Genomic DNA, 22,113 nt, shown 5'->3' with positions numbered 1-22,113 from the left:
CGGCCAGCCGCCGCAGCTCCTAGGCCAGCGCGGCCACATCCGCGGCGCTACCGTGGCTGCGTTGCCCCACCGACACGGTGGCTTCGCTGGCTTGGCGGATGCTGACGATGTTGCGGTTGATGGCCTCGCTCACCTGGCTCTGCTGCTCCACCGCGGCCGCGATCTGCAGGCTCATCTCGTTGATCTGGTTGACCCGCACGCTGATGCCGTCCAGCGCATCGCTGGCCAGACGCGCCTGCTCGACGCTGTGCCCGGCATGCGCACTACTCTGGCGCATCACCTGCACTGCCGCGCGAGTACCTCCCTGTACGGCGCCGATCATGCGCTGAATCTCATGGGTTGACTGAGCGGTGCGCTGGGCCAGCCCCCGCACCTCATCGGCCACCACTGCGAAACCGCGGCCCTGATCACCGGCGCGGGCGGCCTCGATGGCGGCATTGAGCGCGAGCAGGTTGGTCTGTTCGGCGATGCCGCGAATCACATCGAGCACACTGGAGATCTCGCCGCTGTCGCTCTCCAGGCGCTGGATCACCTCGCTCGCCTCCACCAGCGAGCCGGCCAGGTCCTGGATCGCGCAGCGATTGCGCTCGACCATGCGATGCCCGCACTGGGTCTCGTCCTCGGCCTGATCGGCCGCCAGCGCTGCCATCTGCGCACTGCTGGCCACCTGGGCGACGCTGGCGCTCATCTGGTGGATGGCGGTCGCGACCTGATCCGCCTGGCTCTGCTGTTCAAGACTGTTGGCGTGGCTGGCCTCGGTGGCCTCGACCAACGAACCAGAGTGCCCAGCCAGGCGCGTCGACGTATCGCCAATGCGCCCAACCACCGCGCCCAGTTGCGCCTTGAGCATGCACAGGGCGAAGTCGATTTGACCGATGTCGTCACGCCGACCGGTGTACAACTGCTGGCTCAAGGGGTTGTTGGCCAGCGCTCGCGCTTGGCTGCGCAGGCGCTCGAAAGGGCGCAGCAGTGCCCAGGTCGCCAGGCTGGCCAACGCGACGGCCGCAGTCCATTGAAACAGCGCCTCGTACCAACGCAGTGACGTCCAGCCCTGGCCAACACCCATCACCAGCGCCAGCACCATCGCCATGCTCAGCGACAGCCGCGCTTGCAGCCCCGGTACCGGCAAGCGCTCCCACCAGCGCTGCCGCCCGTTGCGCAGACGCGCATAGCACTGCTCGGCGGCGGCGATCTGTTCGTCGGTGGGGCGTGTGCGTACCGACTGGTACTCGACCGTGCTTCCCGCGCTGCTGATCGGCGTGACGAAGGCACTGACCCAGTAATGGTCGCCATTACGGCAGCGGTTCTTCACCAAGCCCATCCACGAACGTCCGGACTTCAGCGCTCGCCACATCTGTTCGAACGCGCGCGCCGGCATGTCAGGATGGCGCACCACATGGTGAGGTTGGCCAAGCAGTTCGTCGCGGGAAAAACCACTGATGCGTACGAAGTCGTCATTGGCGTAGGTAATGACGCTGTCCAGGTCGGTGGTCGAAAGAATGTTGGCATCGGCCGGATAATCCACGGCTCGACCGGTTATGGGCACATTGCACTTCATCGCAGGCTCTCAGCATCGTGGGGACAATCGGCAGGGTGCTCGACTCTAGGGGCAACCGCTGCGGGAACATTGATCCACGGCAACCAACTGGCAAGTGGCCACCCACGGCATTGGCGCCTACGCACGGGGAAATGAAGGCAGGCGCTCAACCCAGGCGTTTTCAGCGCTTTTGGCGAACATTTAGCGACTTATAGTTACGTTTAATACAAGAGTGATTCTCTTGTTGAGCGCTGTTTCATCGGCCTGCACAGGACTAACTTAGCGCTGTCCCAATTCACACTTGCCACGCAAGAAGGTAGTTTCAAATGTCCAACAGTATGGGTATTGCCAGCGTCTTCGTCCTGTCGTCCCTGTTGTTGTCGCCCCTGGCCATGGCTGAAGAATCGCCGGCCTTCGTCGCCCGTAACGCCGAGATCGCAGCGAGCCTGCAGCAGTCACAGGACGCCTACGCCGCGCAGCAGCATGACGCCGGAAAAGATGCGCAACAGACCGCTTCGAAGACGCTCGAAGGGGATCAGGCCGATAGCTGATCGGTCACTCAATAGGCGCTTGTGCCTTGATGGCTAGGTATTTAACAGTGCCCATGCCAGTGTGTTAGCCTCCATTAGCCGCTGCGCATCAGCGGCTTTTTTTTGCGCTTGAACATGACGTTGGCGCAGTACGTCCGATGTGTGGACGCTTTCAATTCGAACCTTGAAATGGCGCTCCACCGTTCAACCAAAGGAGCATTGACTGGTGTCCTTCGCTGTCCGTCTCACGCCGCTATTCGTTGCGCTTTCTGCAATGATGTCTTCCACAACCCATGCCGAAGAGAAGGCTGAGGGTTTCGTCGAGGGTTCATCGCTGAACCTGCACTTTCGCAATGCCTATTTCTACCGCAACCAACTCGCGCATGACGTACGCGACAACCGCGAGTGGGGACAGGGGGCGGTCGCGCGCTTCGAGTCCGGCTATACGCCCGGCGCACTCGGTGTGGGCATCGATGCCTACGGCATGCTAGGCCTGAAGCTCGACGGCGGCGGCGGACACGCCGGCACCAGCCTGCTGCCCACTCACCAGAAAAACGAAGATGCCCTGGGCGCAGCGCCCACTAGCTTCTCCAGCGCGGGTGCCGCCGTGAAACTCAAGGGCTTCGACACCGAACTCAAAGCAGGCGACCTGTTTCTCACCAACCCGGTAATCGCCGGCGGCGAGACCCGCATGCTGCCGCAGACCTTCCGGGGCGTAGCCCTGCGCAATACCCATTTCGACGGGTTGCTGCTCGAAGGCGGTCAGGTCAGCTTCACCAAGCCCTACAACCAGAGCGGCCACCGGCGTATCGATACTTACTACAGCCAGCGTACGGACGATCAGCGCAGCAAGCATTTGTCCTGGGCCGGCGCGGCCTGGAGCGGCTTACCGAACATTACCGCCAACCTCTACGCCGCCGAGCTCAAGGACATCTGGAACCAGTACTACGCGGACTTCGACTACACCTATGTGGTCAACGACAGCCTCAGCCTGAACCCAGGCGTGCATGTCTATCACACTCAGGACACCGGCCAGGCCAAACTGGGCAAGATCGACAACAACACCTACAGCCTGCATTTCACCGTGGCGGCCGGCCACCACAGCGTCACCACCGCCTACCAGCGGGTCAACGGCAACACACCGTTCGACTACATCAACCTGGGCGACAGCATTTACCTGGACAACTCGCGCATGTACTCGGACTTCAACGGACCGGGCGAGCGGTCGTGGAAGCTGCAATATGGCTATGACTTTTCCGGGCTCGGCATAGCCGGACTGAGCACGTCCCTGTCGTACTCGCGGGGCAAACTTGACCTGACCCGAGCCGATCCAGACAGCGCCGGCTACGGTCAGTGGTACAGCGCCGAGGGCAAGGATGCGCGCCACTGGGAGCGCGACCTGGACGTGAAATACGTCTTCCAGGAAGGGCAGTTCAAGGACCTCTCGCTGCTGCTGCGCTATGCCAGCCACCGGGGCAGTCGAGGCTACTCGGCGGTGGACAACGACAACGACGAGATCCGTCTGATCGTCGATTACCCGCTCGCGGTGTTCTGAGCGGCAACCGTCCACTCTCCGAACGGGCAGCCTTCTGCCCGTTCGCCCAGCACCGCTCGCCTGGCGCGCATGAGGCGCGCATTTGCGACAGACTGTCTTGTCCGACAATAGCCACTTGCCTACACTGTCGCCGCCGCTTGATAGCCCGACCCTCACGGCAAGAGGGGCTTATGCAGTCGCGAGCCTGATGTCGCACACTCGAATCCCGCGCCCCACCCTCTCCAGGCCTCACCCCGAACTGATCCTCAATCTGGGCAGTTGCCTCGCCGTGCTCGCGATAGTCGGCATCGTCAGTTACCTGCTGGGCCGTGAACGGGACAACGTCGAGCAATCGTCAATCCGCGCGTCGAGCAACATCGTCCAGTTGATCGAGAGCGATATCCTTAATAACGCGGAGCTTTACGACCAGTCGCTCAAGGAGCTCATCTGGGCGGTGGGGCGCAAGGACCTGGCGCAAGTGCCGAGTACCATGCGGCATCGGCTGCTGTTCAACCCGGCGCTGGTCGATCAGAGCCGTGGCGATGTGCTGTGGCTGGACGGGCAAGGCAATGTGGTCGGAGACTCTACCAGCCTGGTCCCGCGCAAAGCCAATTTCGCTGATACCGGCGTGTTCAAGGCGCATCGCGACCACCCCAACCTCGGGCTGCTCATCGGGCCGCCGTTCAAGGCCAGGCTGGGCGATCTGGATTGGTGCATCAGTTTCAGCCGACGCATTTCAGGCGCCAATGGCGAGTTCGCGGGCCTGGCGACCGGCGCTCTGCGCCTGTCGTACTTCAGCGAACTGTTCCAGCGCCTGGACATCGGCGAGCACAGCAGCATCAACCTGCTCAACACCAGCGGTCACTTGCTTGCACGAGAGCCCCTGGGGCCTGGACAACCGGCCATCGGCGGCGACTTCAGCCAGCAACCGAATTTCCAGCGCATCCTGCAAGAGCACAGCGGCAGCTTCAGCGCCCATTCGGAATTGTTCGACGAACAGCGCATGTACACCTTCGCCCGTGTAGGCGATCTGCCCTTGATCGTACTGGTGGCGCACTCCTCCAGCGAAGTCTTCCAGGCCTGGCGACGTACGGCGATCATCGTCGGCTTGGCCACCGGCGTGCTGTGCCTGGGCATTCTCTGGCTCACGCTGCTGCTAGGACGCGAATTGCGCCGCCGTCATCATGCCGAGCAAGGCCTTGCCACTCTGGCCGCCACCGATAGCCTGACCGGCCTGGCCAACCGCAGGCGGCTGGATCAGGTGCTGCGTCAGGAATGGGCTCGTGCCCAGCGCAACCGCACGCCGTTGGCGGTGCTGATGGTCGATGTGGATCATTTCAAGGCGTTCAACCAGCGCCATGGTCACGCCGGTGGCGACCATGCCCTGCGTGAAGTGGCGCGCACTATCGAATTGAGCATCCGCCGTCCGGCCGACCTGGCAGCGCGGTATGGCGGTGAGGAGTTTCAGGTGGTGTTGCCGGAGACCGAGTTGGCCGGCGCGCGGCTATTGGCAGAGCGTATCCGCCTGAGCGTCGAAGCATTGCCGCCGTTCGGAGGGGATGAGCGACCGATCACCGTGAGTATCGGCATCGGGCTGCATGAAGCCGGCACCCAGCACGACCTGACCAGGGTGCTGGGTGCCGCCGATGAAGCGCTCTACCGGGCCAAAGCCAACGGCCGTAACCGCGTAGAGGGACCCGCTATTTAAGACTTGGCGCGGGCAGCGTTGCGCAGAGTCTTGACTTGGTCGTGGTTACGCTGCACGCCTTGCAACTGGCCGTCGACCAAAGTCAACGCATTGTGTGCGTTGGCATTGTTGAGCTTGACCAGCTTTTCACGGGCTTCTTTGTAAGCCTTGAGCGCATGGTCTTCGCCCTCTTCGACGGTGTTCAGCACGGCTTCTTCGTCTTTGCCGGTGAACATCGATTTCAGGTTCAGCCAGCCACGGTGAAGGTCGCCGCTGAAGCTGGTGGAGGTTTCCGGATCGCCGCCCAGATGGCGCACTTCAGCTTGCAGTTCACGTGCGGCTTGGGCGCAGTCGATTGCACGTTGCTCGAAGAATGCCTTCAGTTGAGGATTCTTGACATCATCGGCCGATTCCTTGAAACCCTTCTCGCCGTCTTTGCTGTACTCGATCAGGTTGTTCAGTACGTCGATCACGTCTTTGTTCGGGTTGCTCATGGCGTAACTCCTTGGCAGGTGATAGTCCCCCAAGAAGAGAGCAGCCTTCGTGCCAAGTCGAACGATAAAAATAAATCCTTTAATTTCAATAAGTTGAAGTTAAAGGCTCATTTCACGACTGCAGCGTTCTGCATGATCGCCGCTTAGGGGCTCGTGCAGATTGCAGGGTGGACCGAATGCTGTATGGTCGGCTTTCAACGCAAAGGACCGTAAGAAAGATGAAACCCGAGCTCTTGCAACTGCTGGTCACTCGCTCCATGCCCTTCGGCAAGTATCAAGGCCGACTCATCGCCGACCTGCCGGGTGACTACCTGGCCTGGTTCGCCCGCAAAGGCTTCCCGCCCGGAGAACTGGGCGGGCTGCTGGCCTTGATGCACGAGATCGACCACAACGGCCTGGGCGATCTGTTGACGCCGTTGCGTGCCAAACGGCGCGGCTGATTGTCGGTCAGTTGACCGACGCAGGCGCCACCACCAACTCCGCTTGTTCACGCTTCTTGAGCAGCGCATAGACCACGGCCGTCACCACACTGCCGGCCACGATCGCCAGCAGGTACAGCAGGGCATGGTTAATGGCGTTGGGAATCAGCAGCACGAACAACCCGCCGTGCGGCGCCATGAGCTTGCAGCCGAAGTACATCGACAGCGCACCGGTCAGCGCGCCGCCGGCGATGCTCGCCGGGATCACCCGCAACGGGTCTTTGGCCGCGAACGGGATCGCCCCTTCGGAAATGAAGCACAACCCCAGAACCAACGCCGCCTTGCCCGCCTCGCGCTCGCTCTGGGCGAACTTGCGACGCGCCAGGAAGGTCGCCAGGCCCAGGCCGATCGGCGGCACCATGCCCGCCGCCATGGTCGCGGCCATTGGCGCGTAGCTGGACGAGGCCAGCAGCCCGACCGAGAAGGCATAGGCCGCTTTGTTGATCGGCCCGCCCAAGTCCACGCACATCATGCCGCCCAGCAGCAGGCCGAGCAGGATGGCGTTGGTGGTGCCCATGCTGTCGAGAAAGCGCGTCAGCCCTTCGAGCATTGCCGCCACCGGATGACCGACCACGTAGATCATCACCAGGCCTGTGAACAGGCTGGCCAGCAACGGAATGATCAGAATCGGTTTGAGCGCTTCCAGGCTGCTGGGCAGGCGCGCCCAGCGACTGATCGCCTTGGCGCTGTAACCGGCCAGGAAGCCGGCGACGATACCGCCGATGAAGCCCGCGCCCAAGGTGCTGGCCAGCAGCCCACCGATCATGCCCGGCGCCAGGCCCGGACGGTCGGCGATGGACCAGGCAATGTAGCCGGCCAGCATCGGCACCATCAGCTTGAACGCCGCTTCGCCGCCGATCTGCATCAGCGCGGCAGGCAAGGTGCCTGCCTCTTTGTAGGCTTCGATGCCGAAGACGAACGACAAGGCGATCAACAGACCACCGGCCACCACCATCGGCAGCATGAACGACACGCCCGTCAGCAAGTGCTTGTACACCCCAGCCTTCTCGCCCTTGGCCGGCGCCTGGGCGCTGGCGGCGTCAGCCGTTTCGACACGCCCCTCGGCCAACGCCTTGTCCAGCGTGGCGCGTGCCTGCTTCAAGGCGATACCGGTGCCGCAGCGATAGATGCGCTTGCCGGCAAAGCGCGCGGTGGGCACTTCGATGTCGGCGGCCAACAGCACCACGTCGGCTTGGACGATGGCCTCGGCCGACAGCGGATTGCGTGCACCGACCGAGCCCTGGGTCTCGACATTGAAGTCGTAGCCCAGGTCGCGCGCCGCTTGCTGCAGCGCTTCGGCGGCCATGAAGGTGTGCGCCACGCCAGTCGGGCAGGCGGTGACGGCGACAATACGCGGCGCGGCATGGACGTGCGCAGGCTCGGCAGCGACGCTGTGCTCCAGCACCTGGGCCTTGGCCGCCGCGTCGTCGAGGAAGTTTTCCCGGTCGGCCAAGGCCTGGGCCGGCGTGCTCTGGAACAGGCGCTTGCCGACGAAGCGGCTGAGGTCCACGGTCCCGGTGCTGACCACCAGCACCCAGTCAGCCTCGGCGATCTGCGCCGCACTCAGGCGTCGCTCGGGATGGTCGGCATCCCACACCTCGACGCTGGTGCTCCAGCCTCGACGCTGCGCTGCCGCCGCCAGCAGGCGCGCACTCAATACACTCGACACCTGGCCATTCGGGCAGGCGGTGACGATCGCGATGTTCATCGGCGAGCCTCTTGTTGTTGTTCGGTCAGTTGCACGGCGGCCTCCAACTGCGCGAGTTGCTCGCGATCAGTGATCCCGAAGCCAACCTGGGTCACCGCCTGGGCGGCGATGGCGGTGGCACGGCACAGGGTCTGGCCGGCGCCTTCGCCCAGTAGCAGCCCGTGCACCATACCGGCGACCAGCGAGTCGCCCGCGCCCACGGTACTGGCGACGCTGACCTTGGGCGGCTGGGCATGCAGGGTGCGCTCGGCGCTGAACCAGTTCACGCCCTGGGCACCCTGGGACACCACCACGTGGCCGACGCCGCTGTCGAGCAGACGCTGGGCCGCCGTCTGCTGAGCGGTGAAGTCTTCGACGCCGCTGCCCGTCAGTTCAGCCAGCTCGTCGGTGTTGGGTTTGATCAGCCAGGGCGCTGCCTGAAGACCAGCACGCAGTGCCTCGCCGCTGGTGTCCAGCACCACCTTCAGCCCTTGCGACTTCAGTTGCTCCAGCAGGTGAGTGAACCACTGCGGGCTGATACCCCGCGGCAGACTGCCCGCCACCACCACCAGCGCATGTTCGCCCGCCAGCGCAGCCAGTCGTTCGAGCAGCTCGGCCTGGGCAGCGGCATCCACCTGCGGTCCTTGCCCATTGACGTCGGTGACTTGCCCGTGCGCTTCGACCAACTTGAGGTTGGTGCGGGTTTCACCGTCCACGCGTACGAACGCGTCGACAAAACCGCGCTGGGCAATCAGCGCCTCGAAAGGCTGTGGATTGTCGCGCCCGAGAAAGCCGGCGACGGTGATCTGGTGGCCGAGATCAGCCAGCACCTGGGCCACGTTCAGGCCCTTGCCAGCGGCGTGGCAACGCTGCTCCACGGCGCGATTGACCGCACCGATACGCAGGCGCTCGACGCTGACGGTGAGGTCCAGCGCCGGGTTGAGGGTCAGGGTGAGAATCTTGGCCATTCAATAACGCTCCACCAGCGCCCGTACTGCCTCGGCGCTGTCTTGTTGCAAGGCCTCGCGCGCCAGGGCGCAGGCCGTCGAGTAATCGGCCTGGCGGACCAGGGCCTTGACTTCGGCGATGCTGCGCGGCGAAACGCTGAGTTCATCGACCGCCAGCCCCAGCAGCACCGACACCGCTTGCGGGTCGGCGGCCAGCTCGCCGCACACGCCCACCCACTTGCCTTCGGCATGGGCGGCGCGCACGGTCATGTCGATCAGTTGCAGCACGGCCGGGTGCAGGCCATCGGCCTGGGCCGACAGGCTCGAATGGCCACGGTCGATGGCCAGGGTGTACTGGGTCAGGTCGTTGGTGCCGATGCTGAAGAAGTCCACTTCGCGGGCCAGTTGCGGGGCCAGCAGCGCCGCCGAGGGCACTTCGATCATGATGCCCACCTGCAGGTCGGCCACTGGGATGTCCTGGCGCAGGCGCTCGACCATGGCCTTGGCCGCTCGCCATTCGTGCATCTGCCCGACCATCGGGAACATGATGCGCAGCGGTCGGTCGTCGGCGGCCTGCAGCAGTGCGCGCAACTGGTCTTCCATGACCTGCGGACGCTGCAGGGTCAAGCGCACCCCGCGCACGCCCAAAAACGGATTGTCCTCGGCGGCGATGGGCCAGTACGGCAGCGGCTTGTCGCCCCCCACATCGAGGGTGCGCACCACCAGGGGACGCCCTTGCAGGCCATCGAGCACACGGCGGTACTCGGCTTCCTGGGTGGCCACGTCCGGTACTTGCGGATGGGCCATGAAGATCAGTTCGGTGCGCAGCAGACCGACGCCTTCGGCGCCCTGTTCGACCACTTTGTCGATGCTGCTGCTGTCGCCGATGTTGGCGAACACTTCGAGGGCATGGCCGTCACGGGTCACTGCCGGCGCGTGACGCTGACTCCAGGCCGCCTGCAAGCGTTGTTCGCGCTGGTCGCGCTCGGCCAGCGCACGCTGCAACTCGTCGGCCGGCGGCGCCACGCTGACCTTGCCGCGCTGGCCATCGAGGAGCAACGCCGTGCCGGGCTCGAGCAACAGGATCGCTGCGCCCGCACCGACCACGGCGGGAATGCCCAAGGCGCGGGCGACAATGGCGCTGTGGGCGGTGGCGCCGCCATGGGCGGTGACGATACCGGCGACCCGCTGCGGGTCCAGGCGCGCCACGTCGGACGGCCCGACTTCGGCCATGACCAGCACGTAGGGCTGCTGCGGCTCAGCCTGCTCGGTCACGCCGCACAACTGGGCCAGCACCCGCCGGCCGACATCGCGCAGGTCGGCAGCGCGCTCGGCCAGCAACGCATCGCGCAGCGCTTCCTGCTGGCTGGCGGCAGCCTCGATCACCGTCATCCAGGCCGCTGCGGCGCTTTCGCCCTGGGTCAGGCGCTGATCCACTTCGTCGGTCAGGGCCGGATCGGCGAGCATTTCCTGGTGGGTGACGAAAATCTCCGCGATGGCCTTGTCGCTGCGCTGTACCAGCGCCTGCAACTCATCGTTAACCGCAGCCAAGGCAGCGCGCAGACGCGCGCGCTCCTGGGCGCAGGATTCGCCGCGCAGTGGGTAGTCGATCTCGCGTTCGACGCGCACGTGGGCCGGGCCACTGGCGATACCCGGCGCCGCACCGACACCCTGCACTTGAGTGCCCGGCAGCGGCGCCTGGAGGGTTTCGGGTACGGGCTGCGGGGCAAGCTCAGGCGTGCTCGGCAGCGGCTCGACGTCCTCGCCCAGGCCTTGCTCGATGGCCGCCAGCAGCACCGGCAGCGCGTCGGCGGCGATGCTCGGCTCGGCGATCAGCTCCAGTTCCTGTCCCCGGCGGGCGCCCAGGGACAACAGGCGGCTCAGGCTCTTGACCGAAACGCCAGCCTGGCCGCTGTCGGTCACACGGATACGGATCTCGCCGTCGAACCCTTTGGCCAACTGCGCCAGTACCTTGGCGGGGCGCGCATGCAAACCGTGAGGGTTGGCCAGCATCACCCGGACACTGGGCCAATCGGCTGGCACCTCGCCGCCCAGCAGCTGAAGCACATCGCGGCTGCTGGTGGCCTGGTAGAGGGTCTGACCCCGACCTTCGATGAGCACCTGGCACAGGCGCTCAAGCAACGCCTGGTGTGCAGCGCCCAGGCTGGCCAGGCAGAACAGGCCATTGAGCGGCTGGTCGCGGTGGCGCAAGGGCTGCTGCGGGGTCACGAAGGCCAGCCCTGGTTGCAGCACCTCGCGCTCGCTGTGCAACCACCACAAGCCCTCGCCCAGCGGCAGCGGCTCGGCCTGTTGCAGCAGCGCGGCAAAGCCACTGTCCACACACCCTGCGCGTTGCAGCAGGCGAGCGCCGCGCCAGGCCAGTTCGTCAAAGTCGTCGGCGGGCAGGTTCAGGCTGATCAGTTGGGCGTCCAGTTCCAGTTCGCGCGGTGCGCCCTGCAACAGCTTGAGCAGCGCGTCGGCGGAACTGGCGCGTCGCAGCGCCTCGGCCAGGTCGGTTTCACCCAGGGCACGGGTGAGCAGTTGCAGCAGGCGCAAGTGCTCGTCCGAGCGCGCGGCGATGCCGATGGCAAGGTAGACGATCTGACCGTCGCCCCAGTCGACGCCGTCGGGAAACTGCAAGAGACGTACACCGGTGGCGAACACCAGGTCGCGGGTCTGCGGCGTGCCATGGGGAATGGCGATGCCCTGACCGAGAAAGGTGGAACCTTGCGCCTCGCGGGCCTGCAACCCGTCGAGGTATCCCTCGGCGACCAGACCATCGGCGACCAACCGGTCCGCGAGCAGGCGCAGCGCCGACGCTTTGTCGACGGCCACCTGGCCCATGGCTATCTGCTCATTGGCGAGCTCGAGCATGACCCTCTCCTTTTGCAGTACCCGCAGTCGGGAACTGAGGTTATTGTTGTGGGATTCAACGTATTTTTCATCCTGGGGCTTTCAGAGCAGACCCCAATTGATGGATGCTGAAACGTTTAATCTGACGAGGCCGCCACGTTACTCGATAATCTGCGTGGGAAAAAGCCCCAGTTTGTCGGAACAATTGCGACAATGGTCGCCTGCACTTGGACACAATTGCGGGTAAGACTACCTCACCACGCGTCTCCGACTGCCTCGGTAATAACAAGGAAAATGCGGTGAAACTCAGCGATATCGCACGTCTGGCCGGTGTCTCCGTGACCACTGCCAGCTATGTCATCAACGGCAAGGCCGAACAGCAGCGCATCAGCAGCGCCACCGTCGAGCGGGTGCGCGCCGTCGTCGCAGCCCATGACTTCACACCCAATCCCCAGGCTGCCGGCCTGCGCAGCCGTCACACGCGGACCCTCGGCTTCATCTTGCCGGACCTGGAAAACCCCAGCTATGCGCGCATCGCCAAGCAACTGGAGCAAGGCGCGCGTGCCCGTGGCTATCAGTTGCTGATTGCCAGCAGCGACGACCAGCCCGAAAGCGAACGCCAGTTGCAGCAGTTGTTCCGCGCCCGCCGCTGCGACGCGCTGTTCGTCGCCAGTTGCCTGCCGGCCGAGGACGACAGCTACCGCGAGATGCAGGCCAAGGGCCTGCCGGTGATCGCCATCGACCGCTGCCTGGACCCCGAGCATTTCTGCTCGGTGATCAGCGACGACCACAATGCCAGCCGCCAGCTCACCGACAGCTTGCTGCTCACCGCGCCGCGCAGCATCGCGCTGATCGGCGCACGCCCGGAACTGTCGGTGAGTCAGGCCCGTGCGGCAGGCTTCGACGACGCCTTGCAGGGCTTCGTTGGCGAGGTGCGACGCCAAGAGGGCGAGGCGTTCAGCCGCGCCTGCGGTCAGCGACTGATGCAGGCGCTGCTGGACGAATTGGGTGGCCTGCCCGACGCCTTGATCACCACCTCGTACGTGCTGCTGCAGGGCGTGTTCGATGCCCTGCAGGCACGCGGCAGCGAAGCCCGGCAATTGCAGTTGGGCACCTTTGGCGACAACCAGTTGCTGGACTTCCTGCCGCTGCCGGTCAACGCCATGGCGCAGCAGCACGGGCAGATCGCCGCCACTGCCCTGGAACTGGCGCTGGCCGCCATCGAGCAGAAGCGCTATGCGCCAGGGGTGCACGCGGTGGCGCGGACCTTCAAGCAGCGCATTGCGGTCTGAGCATGCGCCTGATCGACACCCACACCCACCTGGACTTTCCCGACTTCGACGCCGACCGCGAGCGCCTGCTGGCCACCGCGACGGCGCGCGGCGTCGAGCGCATGGTGGTACTGGGGGTTGATCAGCAAAACTGGCAACGGGTGTGGAACCTGGCTTGCCATGACACGCGCCTGCCCGCGGCGCTGGGCCTGCATCCGGTGTACCTCGACCAGCATCGCCCGGAACACCTGACGCAACTGCGCCAATGGCTGGAGCGCCTGCACGGCGATCCGCGCCTGTGCGCCGTCGGCGAATTCGGGCTGGACTATTACCTTCCAGCGCTGGACAAGGCGCGCCAGCAGTCGCTGTTCGAAGCGCAGTTGCAGATGGCCTGCGATTTCGACCTGCCCGCCTTGCTGCACGTGCGCCGCAGCCACGCCCAGGTGATCGCTACCCTCAAACGCTACAGACCGTCACGCGCGGGCATCGTCCATGCCTTCGCCGGCAGCGCCGAGGAGGCGCGTGAGTACATCAAGCTCGGCTTCAAGCTGGGCCTCGGCGGCGCCGCCACCTGGCCCCAGGCGCTGCGCTTGCGCAAGACACTGCCGCGTCTGCCGCTGGAGAGTCTGGTCCTGGAAACGGACGCGCCGGACATGGCACCGGTCATGCACCCAGGCGTGCGCAACAGCCCCGAGCACCTGCCGGACATCGCCCGCGCCCTGGCCGACATCATGGGCGTCGAGGCGCAGGTGCTGGCCGACGCTACCCGCCGCAACACCTGCGAGCTGTTCGGCTGGCCGCACGACGACTGACCGGCGTCGCCCCGGTGCTCACAGCAGCACCGTCCACAAGGCGAACCCGGCATACCACAACACCGCACTGCGCAGCAGCAGTTCCCACAGACTGTCCAGACGCGCCAGTGCGCTCTGCGCCTCTTCCTGCTCAGGAATATCGTCGGCCACCCTGCCTACGCGAGCGATCAGTTGCCCGGCACTGAGGTGCCAGTTGAGCAACTCGTGCAGCATCACCCGGGTCACCGCTACGAAGTTGCCGACCAGCGCGAAACTCAGCGCCAGCACCCGTACCGGTAGCCAGTCCATGAGGTGGCGCAATTGCACCGCACGCGCCTTGAGCGCGGGCTGATGAGCGTGGGCGGCGCTCAGGGCGAGCAACCGGTAGCCGAGCGCCGCGGCCGGCCCCAGCAGGACATACCAGAAGATCACCGCGAAAAAGCTCTGGTAGGCCTGCCACAGCAGGTTGCCCTGCACCCGGACCAGAAGGTCGCGCGGGTCGTCCGCGGCCAAGCCCAGGTCGCGCTCGGCCACATGCAGGGCGGCCTGTTCGTCGCCGCGACGCCAGGCATCGCGAAACGGTCCGAGGGCCGCCTTGGTATCGCCGCGGCCGAGGCTGTAGAGCAGGACCAGCAGGTGCACCGGCAGCGCCAGCAAGCCATAGGCCACTGGCTGCAGCACATACAGCAGCAATGCCAGCAGCAGCACGGGCGCCAGCACCAGCAGCACCAGACTCCAGTCGGCCGACACGCGTCCTCGGCGCTCCAGACGCGCCAGCTCGGCGAGGAAAAAGCCGTCTCGCTGCAGACGATGGCGCCAGGCCGAGAACTGCTCGACCCAGAGGATCAGGACCAATACCAGAAAACTCATACCGCATCCTCGTTCAGCGCGGCGCGGTAACGCCGCCAGTCGAAAGCCGGGCCGGGGTCGGTCTTGCGCCCCGGCGCAATGTCGCTGTGACCCTGGATGCGCTCCAGATCGATCGCCGGCCATTGCTGGCGGATCTGGCGCGAGAGCTGGACCAGAGCGTCGTACTGGGCATCGGTGTAGGCCAGCGCATCGGTGCCCTCCAGCTCGATGCCGATGGAAAAGTCGTTGCAGCCTTCACGGCCGTCGAAACGTGACACCCCGGCATGCCAGGCGCGGTCGAGCAGCGACACGAACTGGGTCACGGCGCCGTCGCGTTCGACGAACAGGTGTGCCGATACGGTCAGGTGCGCGATGCTGTCGAAATAAGGATGCTCGGCGGGATCGAGGCGATTCTGGAAGAACTGTTGGACTTTGCCGGTGCCGAAACAGGCTGGCGGCAAGCTGATGTTGTGAATCACCAGCAGGGAGATCGCCTCGCCGAGGGGACGGGCGTTGAAATTGGGCGAGGGGCAGTGAGTGACACCGCTGAACCAGCCGCTGGCGCGGTCCAATTGCATGAGGCAGATCCTGAAAGACGCCGGGAACAAGGCATCAGTATGCCCCGGCCAGATGACGCGTGCATGTGAATGATAGCCCCGGCTCAACGCACTTCGGCTGAACGCAGCTCTTCCAGCACGGCCTCCAAGGCGCGCTCGAACAGCAAGCCGTCATCCAGCACCCTCGCCTCGCCTCGGCGCAGCGCCAGGGCCAGGCCAGCACTGCTCCATTCGCGCACTTTCATGCCGGTGCGATTGGCGAAGACCAGCCGATCGCTCCCTTCGACGCGTGCCACCAACTTGCAGCGCAGCGGCTCGTCTTCATCATGCAACTCGACCCAAGTGCCCAGGCGCAGGCGCCTGACCTGCTGCAACTGCAGGCTGTGCGCCGCCAACGGCGATACGCAACTGCCGGCCGGCTCCTCGGCGATGGCCAGGATGATCGGCTCACGTATCCGGACCTCGTCGATCTCGCCCTGCCATTGACCGGGCTCGGCGCAAGCGCGCAGGTGCAGACGCTCCAACTCCATGAAGAAGGCCCGTTGTACGGCCGAGTCCAGCGCCACCCCGGCCAGGCCATCACGCAAGGCCTTGAGCAGCCCGGGCAACTGCTCGATCAAACGTTGGCGCGCCGGGGGCTGGGGCCGCACGGTGATGCTCTCGAGCAAGGCGTCCAGTGTCGCCAGGCCGTGCTCCCAGGCTTGCGAGCCTTCGCCATGCTTGAGCCAGGCGAGCAACAACACCTGACTCCAGCACTCCATCAGCATGGTCTGCACCACGCGTGGCACCAGGCGCCCGCGCAAGCGGCGGTCGAGTTCCAACTGGACCTGTCGACGCGCCTGCAACGCACGCGCCCGCCCCTGTTCGGCATCACGGGTGCGCTGTTCCAGCAACTCACTGCGCCGACGCTCTTCTGCGCTGAACTGCAGGAACTCCTCGAGCACATCGTTAACGACCTGCAGGTCGTCGTCGAAATCGCTGAGCAGGCGCTGGATGACACGTTCCATCCGCGCATGCAGCGCCTCGCCGGCGCCCTCCCAGTCGATGGCCATGGCGGCGATTTCGTTGAGCAGCCGACGCGCGGGATGACTGGTGCGGCTGAACAGACTTTTGTCCAGCAAGGCCACCTTGAGCAGGGGAAGGTGCAGACGGACCAGCAGCGCCCGCAGGGCTTCGGGCAGGTTGTCGTCGCGACGGACATGATCGAACAACAGTCCGATGAGGTTGATCAAGTCTTCATCGTCCGTGGCCAGGCGCCGCCGGGTGCCACTGCGTACGCCAATGCGCAGCAGCAGTTGCTCCAGTTGCTGGCCGAGATCGAAATCGTCGGCCTCGACCGGTTCCGGCAGGTAGTGCTGCAAGTGCGTGATCAGGCGCAACAGGTCCGCAGTACCGATCGCCTGTGCCGCCGCCACGCTCTGTACGCGTGGGGCGAGGCGACCGCGGCGGGGCGCCAGCAGGTCCTGCAGCGACGCGAAGAAGGCCTGTCCGGCGCGGTCGGCATCCAGGTCAGGCCCGCCAATCAAAGAGGTCGGACCGCAGCGTCCGACCAGCGCCCGATCCTCGACGCGCCGACGCGGCCCCGGCGCCAGATGCCCAAGCACGCCGGCGGCGGCCAGCAATTGGTTGGCTTGCGCGTACAGCACATCGACATCGCGCAGCACGTAACGCTCGAACAATTGCAGCAGGATCAGTTTGACCCGCTGGCCCACGCCCAGCTCGCGGCCCGCATCGAGAAAATAGCGGCACAGACAGGCAGGCCCGAGGGGATTGCCGTGCACCTGCACGGGCCGGTCGAGCAGCGCGGTGAAACGCTGGCTCAGTTGTTCCAGGGCGAACCCATCGCGCGCCAGCACGCGCTCGACCATCGCCCCCATTGCCAAGGTGCGCTCGCGCGAAGGTTTGCCGATGGCCAGGTCGAAGTTTCCCAGCGGGTCGATCTGACCGAGTTGCAGGAAGGTGTCGTGAAGGGTGTCGAGAAAGGCGCGCTCGATACTTTTACGCTTGAGCCGAAGATCGCGCATGGCTTCGAAATACAGGTGCTGCGGATCGCCAACGCCAGCCTTGTCGGCCATCTCGAAGAGGGTGTCGTCGGCGTTGTCGAACAACGCCTGGAGCCCCTGGCGCAAGTGCAACGCGGCTTTGTCACGCACTTGCAGGAGGACCATGGGAAGGCCAGGCAAGGGCGCTGGCCGCCTGCTGTCGAGGGTCACCCCGAAGGGGCCCACCCTGCCTTCATCGCGCATCCCGAACTCCTTGCTGGGTATTGATCGACAGTCGAATTCGATTCGTCAAAGCGATGACGTCAAATACAAGGCGTCATTATTGATGAAAAAGATGACAGCTGCCAACACGCCCTGCCGAGTACGCGACCCGGTGCACAGTTATCGACATCGGCTTGCACGGCTGTAAAGCGTGGTCCCCTGCCCTATAATCGGCGCCACTTTGCTTGTGGAGCCGACCATGCCGAACCTACGTCTCGCCGACCTCACCGCCGAAATCGAAGCCAACGTGCGCCGCGCACTGCTCGAAGACGTCGGCAGCGGCGACATCACCGCCCAGCTCATCCCTGCCGAGCGGTTGGCCAAGGCCACCGTCATCACCCGCGAGCGCTGCGTGATCGCCGGTACCGCCTGGGTCGACGCGGTGTTCCGCCAGCTCGATCCGCGCGTAGCCGTGCACTGGCGCGTGATCGACGGTGAGCAGGCTGAAGCTGACCAGGCGCTGTTTCACCTCGAAGGGCCGGCGCGCTCGCTGCTCACTGGCGAGCGTTCGGCGTTGAATTTCCTGCAAATGCTCTCAGGCGTGGCGACCCGCGCACGCTTTCTGACCAATCTGGTCGAAGGCACCCAGGTGCGGCTGCTCGATACCCGCAAGACCCTGCCCGGCCTACGCCTGGCACAGAAATACGCCGTGACCTGCGGCGGTTGCGACAACCACCGCATCGGCCTGTTCGACGCCTTCCTGATCAAGGAGAACCACATTGCAGCCTGTGGCGGCGTGGCCGAAGCCGTTGCAGCCGCACGGCGCATTGCGCCCGGCAAGCCGGTGGAAATCGAGGTGGAAAGCCTGGACGAACTGCATCAGGCGCTGGCGGCGGGCGCAGATATCGTGATGCTCGACGAGCTGAGCCTGGACGAGATGCGTGAAGCCGTTCGCCTGAACGCAGGCAAAGCCAAGCTGGAGGCCAGCGGCGGGGTCAACGAAAGTACACTGCGGGTGATCGCTGAAACCGGCGTGGACTACATCTCCATCGGCGCGATGACCAAGGATGTGAAGGCGGTGGATCTGTCGATGCGATTGAGCCTGTAACTGCGGCCCGTTCAGGTGGATCGCCGGGCTGCTGTCGTGGCCCAGCGATCGCAAACGCGGCGCGTTGCGCGCCGCGCCTTCTATCAGAACGACGCGTTGGCCAGGCCGTCCAGATAACGCTCCACATCCAGCGCGGCCATGCAGCCGGCACCCGCCGACGTGATGGCCTGACGGTACACATGGTCAGCCACGTCGCCCGCCGCGAACACACCGGCGACATTGGTGGCAGTGGCATTGCCTTCGCGACCGCCGCTGACCACCAGGTAACCATCCTTGAGCGTCAGTTGCCCTTCGAACAGCGACGTGTTCGGGGTATGACCGATGGCGATGAACACGCCATCGACCTTGATCTCGTCGCTGCTGCCATCGTTGTTCTTCAGGCGCGCGCCGGTCACGCCCATGTTGTCGCCGAGCACTTCGTCCAGGGTGGCGTTGAGCTTGAGTTCGATCTTGCCCTCGGCCACACGAGCGTGCAGCTTGTCGATCAGGATCTTCTCGGCGCGGAAGGTATCGCGGCGGTGCACCAGGGTTACTTTGCTGGCGATGTTGGCCAGGTACAGTGCCTCTTCCACCGCGGTGTTGCCGCCACCGACCACGGCGACCGGCTTGTTGCGATAGAAGAAACCGTCGCAGGTCGCGCAGGCCGACACGCCCTTGCCCATGAAGGTTTCTTCCGACGGCAGGCCCAGATAGCGCGCGCTGGCGCCGGTGGCGACGATCAGCGCGTCGCACGTGTAGGTGCCGCTGTCACCGCGCAGGGTGAACGGCTTGTTGGCCAGGTCGACGGCATTGATGTGATCGAAAACGATCTCGGTCTCGAAGCGTTCCGCGTGCTCCTGCATGCGCTGCATCAGCGCAGGGCCGGTCAGGCCATGGGGGTCGCCCGGCCAGTTGTCCACTTCGGTGGTGGTGGTCAGCTGGCCGCCGGCCTGCATGCCGGTGATCAGCAGCGGCTTGAGGTTGGCACGGGCCGCGTACACCGCAGCGCTGTAACCGGCAGGACCGGAACCGAGGATGATGACGCGGGAATGACGAACTTCGGACATGGCGTGCTCCTGTCGAGCCGGCCTGAACAGGCCGACACCGCTGTGCCGGCAAAGCCGGCTGGAAATGAAAAAGGACCTGCGCAGCACTTGGGGAAGGCTACTACGCGCAGGTCCGAAAACCTGGGGGGCCACCTCCCACAGAGGGCTCGCGGCGTTTCGTGGCGTAAATAAAGTGAACGCACTGTAGCGAGGTGGCAAAGAGTAAGGAAATATCCTTCGACAATCCACCTCATAGGCAGGCTCTATCCGCACGCGCCGTCGTTGCCGGTACTGTCGCTCGGCTTTGTTACAGAGGGTGTCGCGTCTTTCGCCGACGCCGCAAACTCGGTAAGGTCAGCGCGTTTTCCCTTCCGTGGAGCCTTTCGATGCAAGCCCCCGTCCTGTCCGGCCCGCAGTACCTGCGCGAAGGCCTGAAGCTGGTCCTGAGCCCCAGCCTGCGCCTGTTCGTGCTGCTGCCGTTGGCGATCAACATCCTGCTGTTCGGCGGCCTGATCTACTTCGCCGGCCATCAGTTCAGCCTGTGGGTCGACACACTGATGCCGACCCTGCCCAGTTGGCTGAGCTTTCTCACCTACATTCTCTGGCCACTGTTCGTCGTGCTGGTGGTCCTGATGGTGTTCTTCACCTTCACCCTGCTGGCCAACATCATCGCTGCACCGTTCAACGGCTTCCTGGCCGAGAAGGTGGAAGTGGTGGTACGTGGCGAAGACCACTTCCCGGCGTTCAGTTGGGGCGAGCTGATGGCCATGGTGCCGCGCACGCTTGGCCGCGAGATGCGCAAGCTCGGCTACTTCCTGCCACGGGCCATCGGACTGTTCATCCTGTCGCTGATTCCGGTGGTAAACGTGGTCGCCGCGCCGCTGTGGCTGGTATTCGGTGTGTGGATGATGGCCATCCAGTACATCGACTACCCGGCGGACAACAACAAGATGAGCTGGCAGGACATGCTCGCCTGGCTGCGCCAGAAGCGCTGGCAGAGCCTGGGTTTTGGCGGCATCACCTACCTGGCGCTGTTGATTCCCGGGGTGAACGTGCTGATGATGCCGGCGGCGGTGGCGGGGGCGACGGTGTTCTGGGTGCGCGAGCGCGATCGCCCACGCTGATCCGTCGCCCGCTCACCAGGGGTAGTGCGGTCAGTGGCTCAACTGATTGGAAAACTGCCCCACCGCGCTGACCACTTGCCGCGCCCCATCCTGAATCTCCACGATCACCTGGCCGGTCTCATCGGCCAGTGTCAGGCCTTGCTCGGCCTGACGCTTGCTGGTGTCGATGATGTCCACCGCCGCCTGGGCCAACTGCTCGTTCTGCTGCACCACGCGGGCGATTTCCTCGGTGGCGCTGCTGGTACGCGAGGCCAGTTGGCGGACCTCGTCGGCGACCACGGCAAAGCCCCTGCCCTGCTCGCCAGCCCGCGCTGCTTCGATTGCCGCGTTGAGCGCCAACAGGTTGGTCTGCCCGGCGATGTCGCTGATGGTCTTGATGATCGAACCGATCACTTTCGACTGCTTGTCCAGCGCCTGAATGCCTTCGGCCGCCTCCTGCATGGAGCGCTCCAGGCCACGCATCACCTCGACGGTCTGTGTCACCACCTCGGTCGCCTTGCGCGCGGCGGCATCGGTGTCCTGGGAGGTGCCGTAGGCCATGTCGGCGGCCCGCGCCACGGCCATCTCCTGATTCACCTGATCGGTGATCACGGTGGCGAACTTGACCACCTTGTACAGCACATCATGGGCATCGATGATCGGGTTGTAAGACGCCTCCAGCCAGACCACCCGCCCGTGGGCGTCGATGCGCTTGAAGCGCTCGACCACGAATTCACCGCGGCGCAGCTTGTCCCAGAATTGTTGGTAGGCCGCCGAATTGGCTTCCTCGGGTTCGCAGAACAGGCGGTGATGCTTGCCGCGGATCTGCTCGAGGCTGTAGCCCATCGCGTGCAGGAAACGGTCGTTGGCAGTGAGCACGATGCCGTCGAGATTGAACTCGATCACTGCCGTGGAGCGCATCAATGCCTTGATCAGGCTTTCGTGCTCACGCGACGTCTGGATGGTACGCGTCAGGTCGCTCGAATGCAGGCTGAAGCACTGGATGCGCCCGTCGGTGCCCTTGACCGGTTGCAGGATCGAGCGCAGCCAGGCCTCCTCACCGTTGCCTCGCAGCAGACGGAAAGCGCCGTTCAGGTGCTCGCCACGGGTGATGGCCGTCTTCATGCGCTGATAGAAATCCAGCGACTTCACATGCTCGGGAACGATGTCCTCGATGTTGCGGCCGATCAGGCGATCGCGGGTGTAGAGCATCTCCTTCTCGAAATTACCGTTGGCCGACTCGATGCGCCCTTTGGGGTCGAGTTGCAGCACGAGCATTTCGCTGTCGAGGCTGTTCTTGATCTGCTCGATGGATTGCAGTTCCTCGCGCAGTTGCTGGATTTCTTGCTTCAGTTTGCTATTGAACATCACCGCTCTCCCCGAGCGTACCCACCCGTCAATGGCATCTTCATCGGCTGAAACCAGACAGTCTTGAACCGCCCAAAAATAAATAATGA

The 22,113-nt window shown here is 64.6% G+C and carries 17 protein-coding genes and 2 pseudogenes; 8 read left to right on the top strand and 11 right to left on the bottom strand.

What is annotated here, in order from left to right:
• Window positions 1-19: 19 nt before the first annotated feature.
• Window positions 20-1,558, bottom strand: coding sequence for a methyl-accepting chemotaxis protein (locus NJ69_RS00750; protein WP_052191954.1), 1,539 nt, complete (start codon window positions 1,556-1,558; stop codon window positions 20-22).
• Window positions 1,559-1,863: 305 nt separating this feature from the next.
• On the opposite strand from NJ69_RS00750, the gene NJ69_RS00745 reads away from it, so the two are divergent.
• From NJ69_RS00745 to NJ69_RS00735, 3 genes are all read left to right on the top strand, one after another.
• The gene (locus NJ69_RS00745; RefSeq protein WP_029614603.1) at window positions 1,864-2,088 is read left to right on the top strand and encodes a hypothetical protein; all 225 of its coding nucleotides are present in this window, start codon (window positions 1,864-1,866) and stop codon (window positions 2,086-2,088) included.
• A 253-nt stretch (window positions 2,089-2,341) separates the two neighbouring features.
• Complete coding sequence (locus tag NJ69_RS00740; protein ID WP_052191953.1) at window positions 2,342-3,622, top strand: OprD family porin; 1,281 nt, start codon at window positions 2,342-2,344, stop codon at window positions 3,620-3,622.
• Between the two features lie 187 nt (window positions 3,623-3,809).
• On the top strand, window positions 3,810-5,309 hold the full coding sequence (locus tag NJ69_RS00735; protein ID WP_039575355.1) for a sensor domain-containing diguanylate cyclase: 1,500 nt from the start codon (window positions 3,810-3,812) through the stop codon (window positions 5,307-5,309).
• Here NJ69_RS00735 and NJ69_RS00730 read toward each other — a convergent pair.
• Window positions 5,306-5,782 carry a ferritin-like domain-containing protein gene (locus tag NJ69_RS00730; RefSeq protein WP_029614600.1) on the bottom strand — a complete coding sequence of 159 codons (477 nt, stop codon included), beginning with the start codon at window positions 5,780-5,782 and terminating at the stop codon, window positions 5,306-5,308. The two genes, NJ69_RS00735 and NJ69_RS00730, sit on opposite strands and share 4 nt — an antisense overlap.
• 218 nt (window positions 5,783-6,000) lie before the next feature.
• Here NJ69_RS00730 and NJ69_RS00725 point away from each other — a divergent pair, with 218 nt between their 5' ends.
• Window positions 6,001-6,222 carry a DUF3820 family protein gene (locus tag NJ69_RS00725; protein ID WP_039575351.1) on the top strand — a complete coding sequence of 74 codons (222 nt, stop codon included), beginning with the start codon at window positions 6,001-6,003 and terminating at the stop codon, window positions 6,220-6,222.
• Between the two features lie 7 nt (window positions 6,223-6,229).
• On the opposite strand, the gene NJ69_RS00720 is transcribed toward NJ69_RS00725, so the two are convergent.
• Genes NJ69_RS00720 through ptsP form a run of 3 tightly spaced genes read right to left on the bottom strand, consistent with a single transcriptional unit; the run spans window position 6,230 to window position 11,769 of the window.
• Complete coding sequence (locus NJ69_RS00720) at window positions 6,230-7,969, bottom strand: PTS fructose-like transporter subunit IIB (RefSeq protein ID WP_039575349.1); 1,740 nt, start codon at window positions 7,967-7,969, stop codon at window positions 6,230-6,232.
• Window positions 7,966-8,916 (bottom strand): 1-phosphofructokinase, encoded by a 951-nt coding sequence (gene pfkB, locus NJ69_RS00715; RefSeq protein ID WP_039575346.1) that lies wholly within the window; start codon window positions 8,914-8,916, stop codon window positions 7,966-7,968. The genes NJ69_RS00720 and pfkB overlap by 4 nt, the downstream gene beginning before the upstream one ends.
• On the bottom strand, window positions 8,917-11,769 hold the full coding sequence (gene ptsP / locus NJ69_RS00710; protein ID WP_039575343.1) for a phosphoenolpyruvate--protein phosphotransferase: 2,853 nt from the start codon (window positions 11,767-11,769) through the stop codon (window positions 8,917-8,919). It abuts the gene before it with no gap.
• Window positions 11,770-12,047: 278 nt separating this feature from the next.
• Here ptsP and cra point away from each other — a divergent pair, with 278 nt between their 5' ends.
• Together cra and NJ69_RS00700 are read left to right on the top strand one after the other, a co-directional pair.
• Window positions 12,048-13,040, top strand: coding sequence for a catabolite repressor/activator (gene cra, locus NJ69_RS00705; protein WP_039575340.1), 993 nt, complete (start codon window positions 12,048-12,050; stop codon window positions 13,038-13,040).
• 2 nt (window positions 13,041-13,042) lie between these two features.
• Window positions 13,043-13,831: a TatD family hydrolase gene (locus tag NJ69_RS00700; RefSeq protein ID WP_039575337.1), complete on the top strand. Its 789-nt coding sequence runs from the start codon at window positions 13,043-13,045 to the stop codon at window positions 13,829-13,831.
• Between the two features lie 18 nt (window positions 13,832-13,849).
• Here the strand turns inward: NJ69_RS00700 and ampE are convergent, their stop codons facing one another.
• From ampE to NJ69_RS00685, 3 genes are all read right to left on the bottom strand, one after another.
• Window positions 13,850-14,680 carry a regulatory signaling modulator protein AmpE gene (gene ampE / locus NJ69_RS00695; protein ID WP_039575334.1) on the bottom strand — a complete coding sequence of 277 codons (831 nt, stop codon included), beginning with the start codon at window positions 14,678-14,680 and terminating at the stop codon, window positions 13,850-13,852.
• Window positions 14,677-15,237 carry a 1,6-anhydro-N-acetylmuramyl-L-alanine amidase AmpD gene (gene ampD / locus NJ69_RS00690; RefSeq protein ID WP_029614597.1) on the bottom strand — a complete coding sequence of 187 codons (561 nt, stop codon included), beginning with the start codon at window positions 15,235-15,237 and terminating at the stop codon, window positions 14,677-14,679. The genes ampE and ampD overlap by 4 nt, the downstream gene beginning before the upstream one ends.
• Window positions 15,238-15,320: 83 nt before the next feature.
• Window positions 15,321-17,462, bottom strand: coding sequence for a DUF1631 domain-containing protein (locus tag NJ69_RS00685; RefSeq protein WP_039575332.1), 2,142 nt, complete (start codon window positions 17,460-17,462; stop codon window positions 15,321-15,323).
• A 217-nt stretch (window positions 17,463-17,679) separates the two neighbouring features.
• Between NJ69_RS00685 and nadC the strand changes: the two genes are divergently transcribed.
• On the top strand, window positions 17,680-18,528 hold the full coding sequence (gene nadC, locus NJ69_RS00680) for a carboxylating nicotinate-nucleotide diphosphorylase (protein ID WP_039575329.1): 849 nt from the start codon (window positions 17,680-17,682) through the stop codon (window positions 18,526-18,528).
• A gap of 83 nt (window positions 18,529-18,611) precedes the next feature.
• Here the strand turns inward: nadC and trxB are convergent, their stop codons facing one another.
• Window positions 18,612-19,574 carry a thioredoxin-disulfide reductase gene (gene trxB / locus NJ69_RS00675; RefSeq protein WP_039575324.1) on the bottom strand — a complete coding sequence of 321 codons (963 nt, stop codon included), beginning with the start codon at window positions 19,572-19,574 and terminating at the stop codon, window positions 18,612-18,614.
• Between the two features lie 365 nt (window positions 19,575-19,939).
• On the opposite strand from trxB, the gene cysZ reads away from it, so the two are divergent.
• On the top strand, window positions 19,940-20,677 hold the full coding sequence (gene cysZ, locus NJ69_RS00670) for a sulfate transporter CysZ (RefSeq protein WP_039575321.1): 738 nt from the start codon (window positions 19,940-19,942) through the stop codon (window positions 20,675-20,677).
• Between the two features lie 30 nt (window positions 20,678-20,707).
• On the opposite strand, the pseudogene NJ69_RS23095 reads toward cysZ, so the two are convergent.
• Both NJ69_RS23095 and NJ69_RS23090 read right to left on the bottom strand, forming a co-directional pair.
• Window positions 20,708-21,139: pseudogene (locus NJ69_RS23095) on the bottom strand (methyl-accepting chemotaxis protein); the annotation flags it as partial.
• 114 nt (window positions 21,140-21,253) lie between these two features.
• Window positions 21,254-21,934, bottom strand: a pseudogene (locus NJ69_RS23090) (PAS domain-containing protein); the annotation flags it as partial.
• Window positions 21,935-22,113: the final 179 nt, after the last annotated feature.

Source organism: Pseudomonas parafulva, assembly GCF_000800255.1.
Classification (GTDB): Bacteria; Pseudomonadota; Gammaproteobacteria; order Pseudomonadales; family Pseudomonadaceae; genus Aquipseudomonas; species Aquipseudomonas boreofloridensis.
The sequence above is the reverse complement of the archived record's forward strand: the minus strand, read 5'-3'. Positions and strand labels throughout refer to the sequence as shown.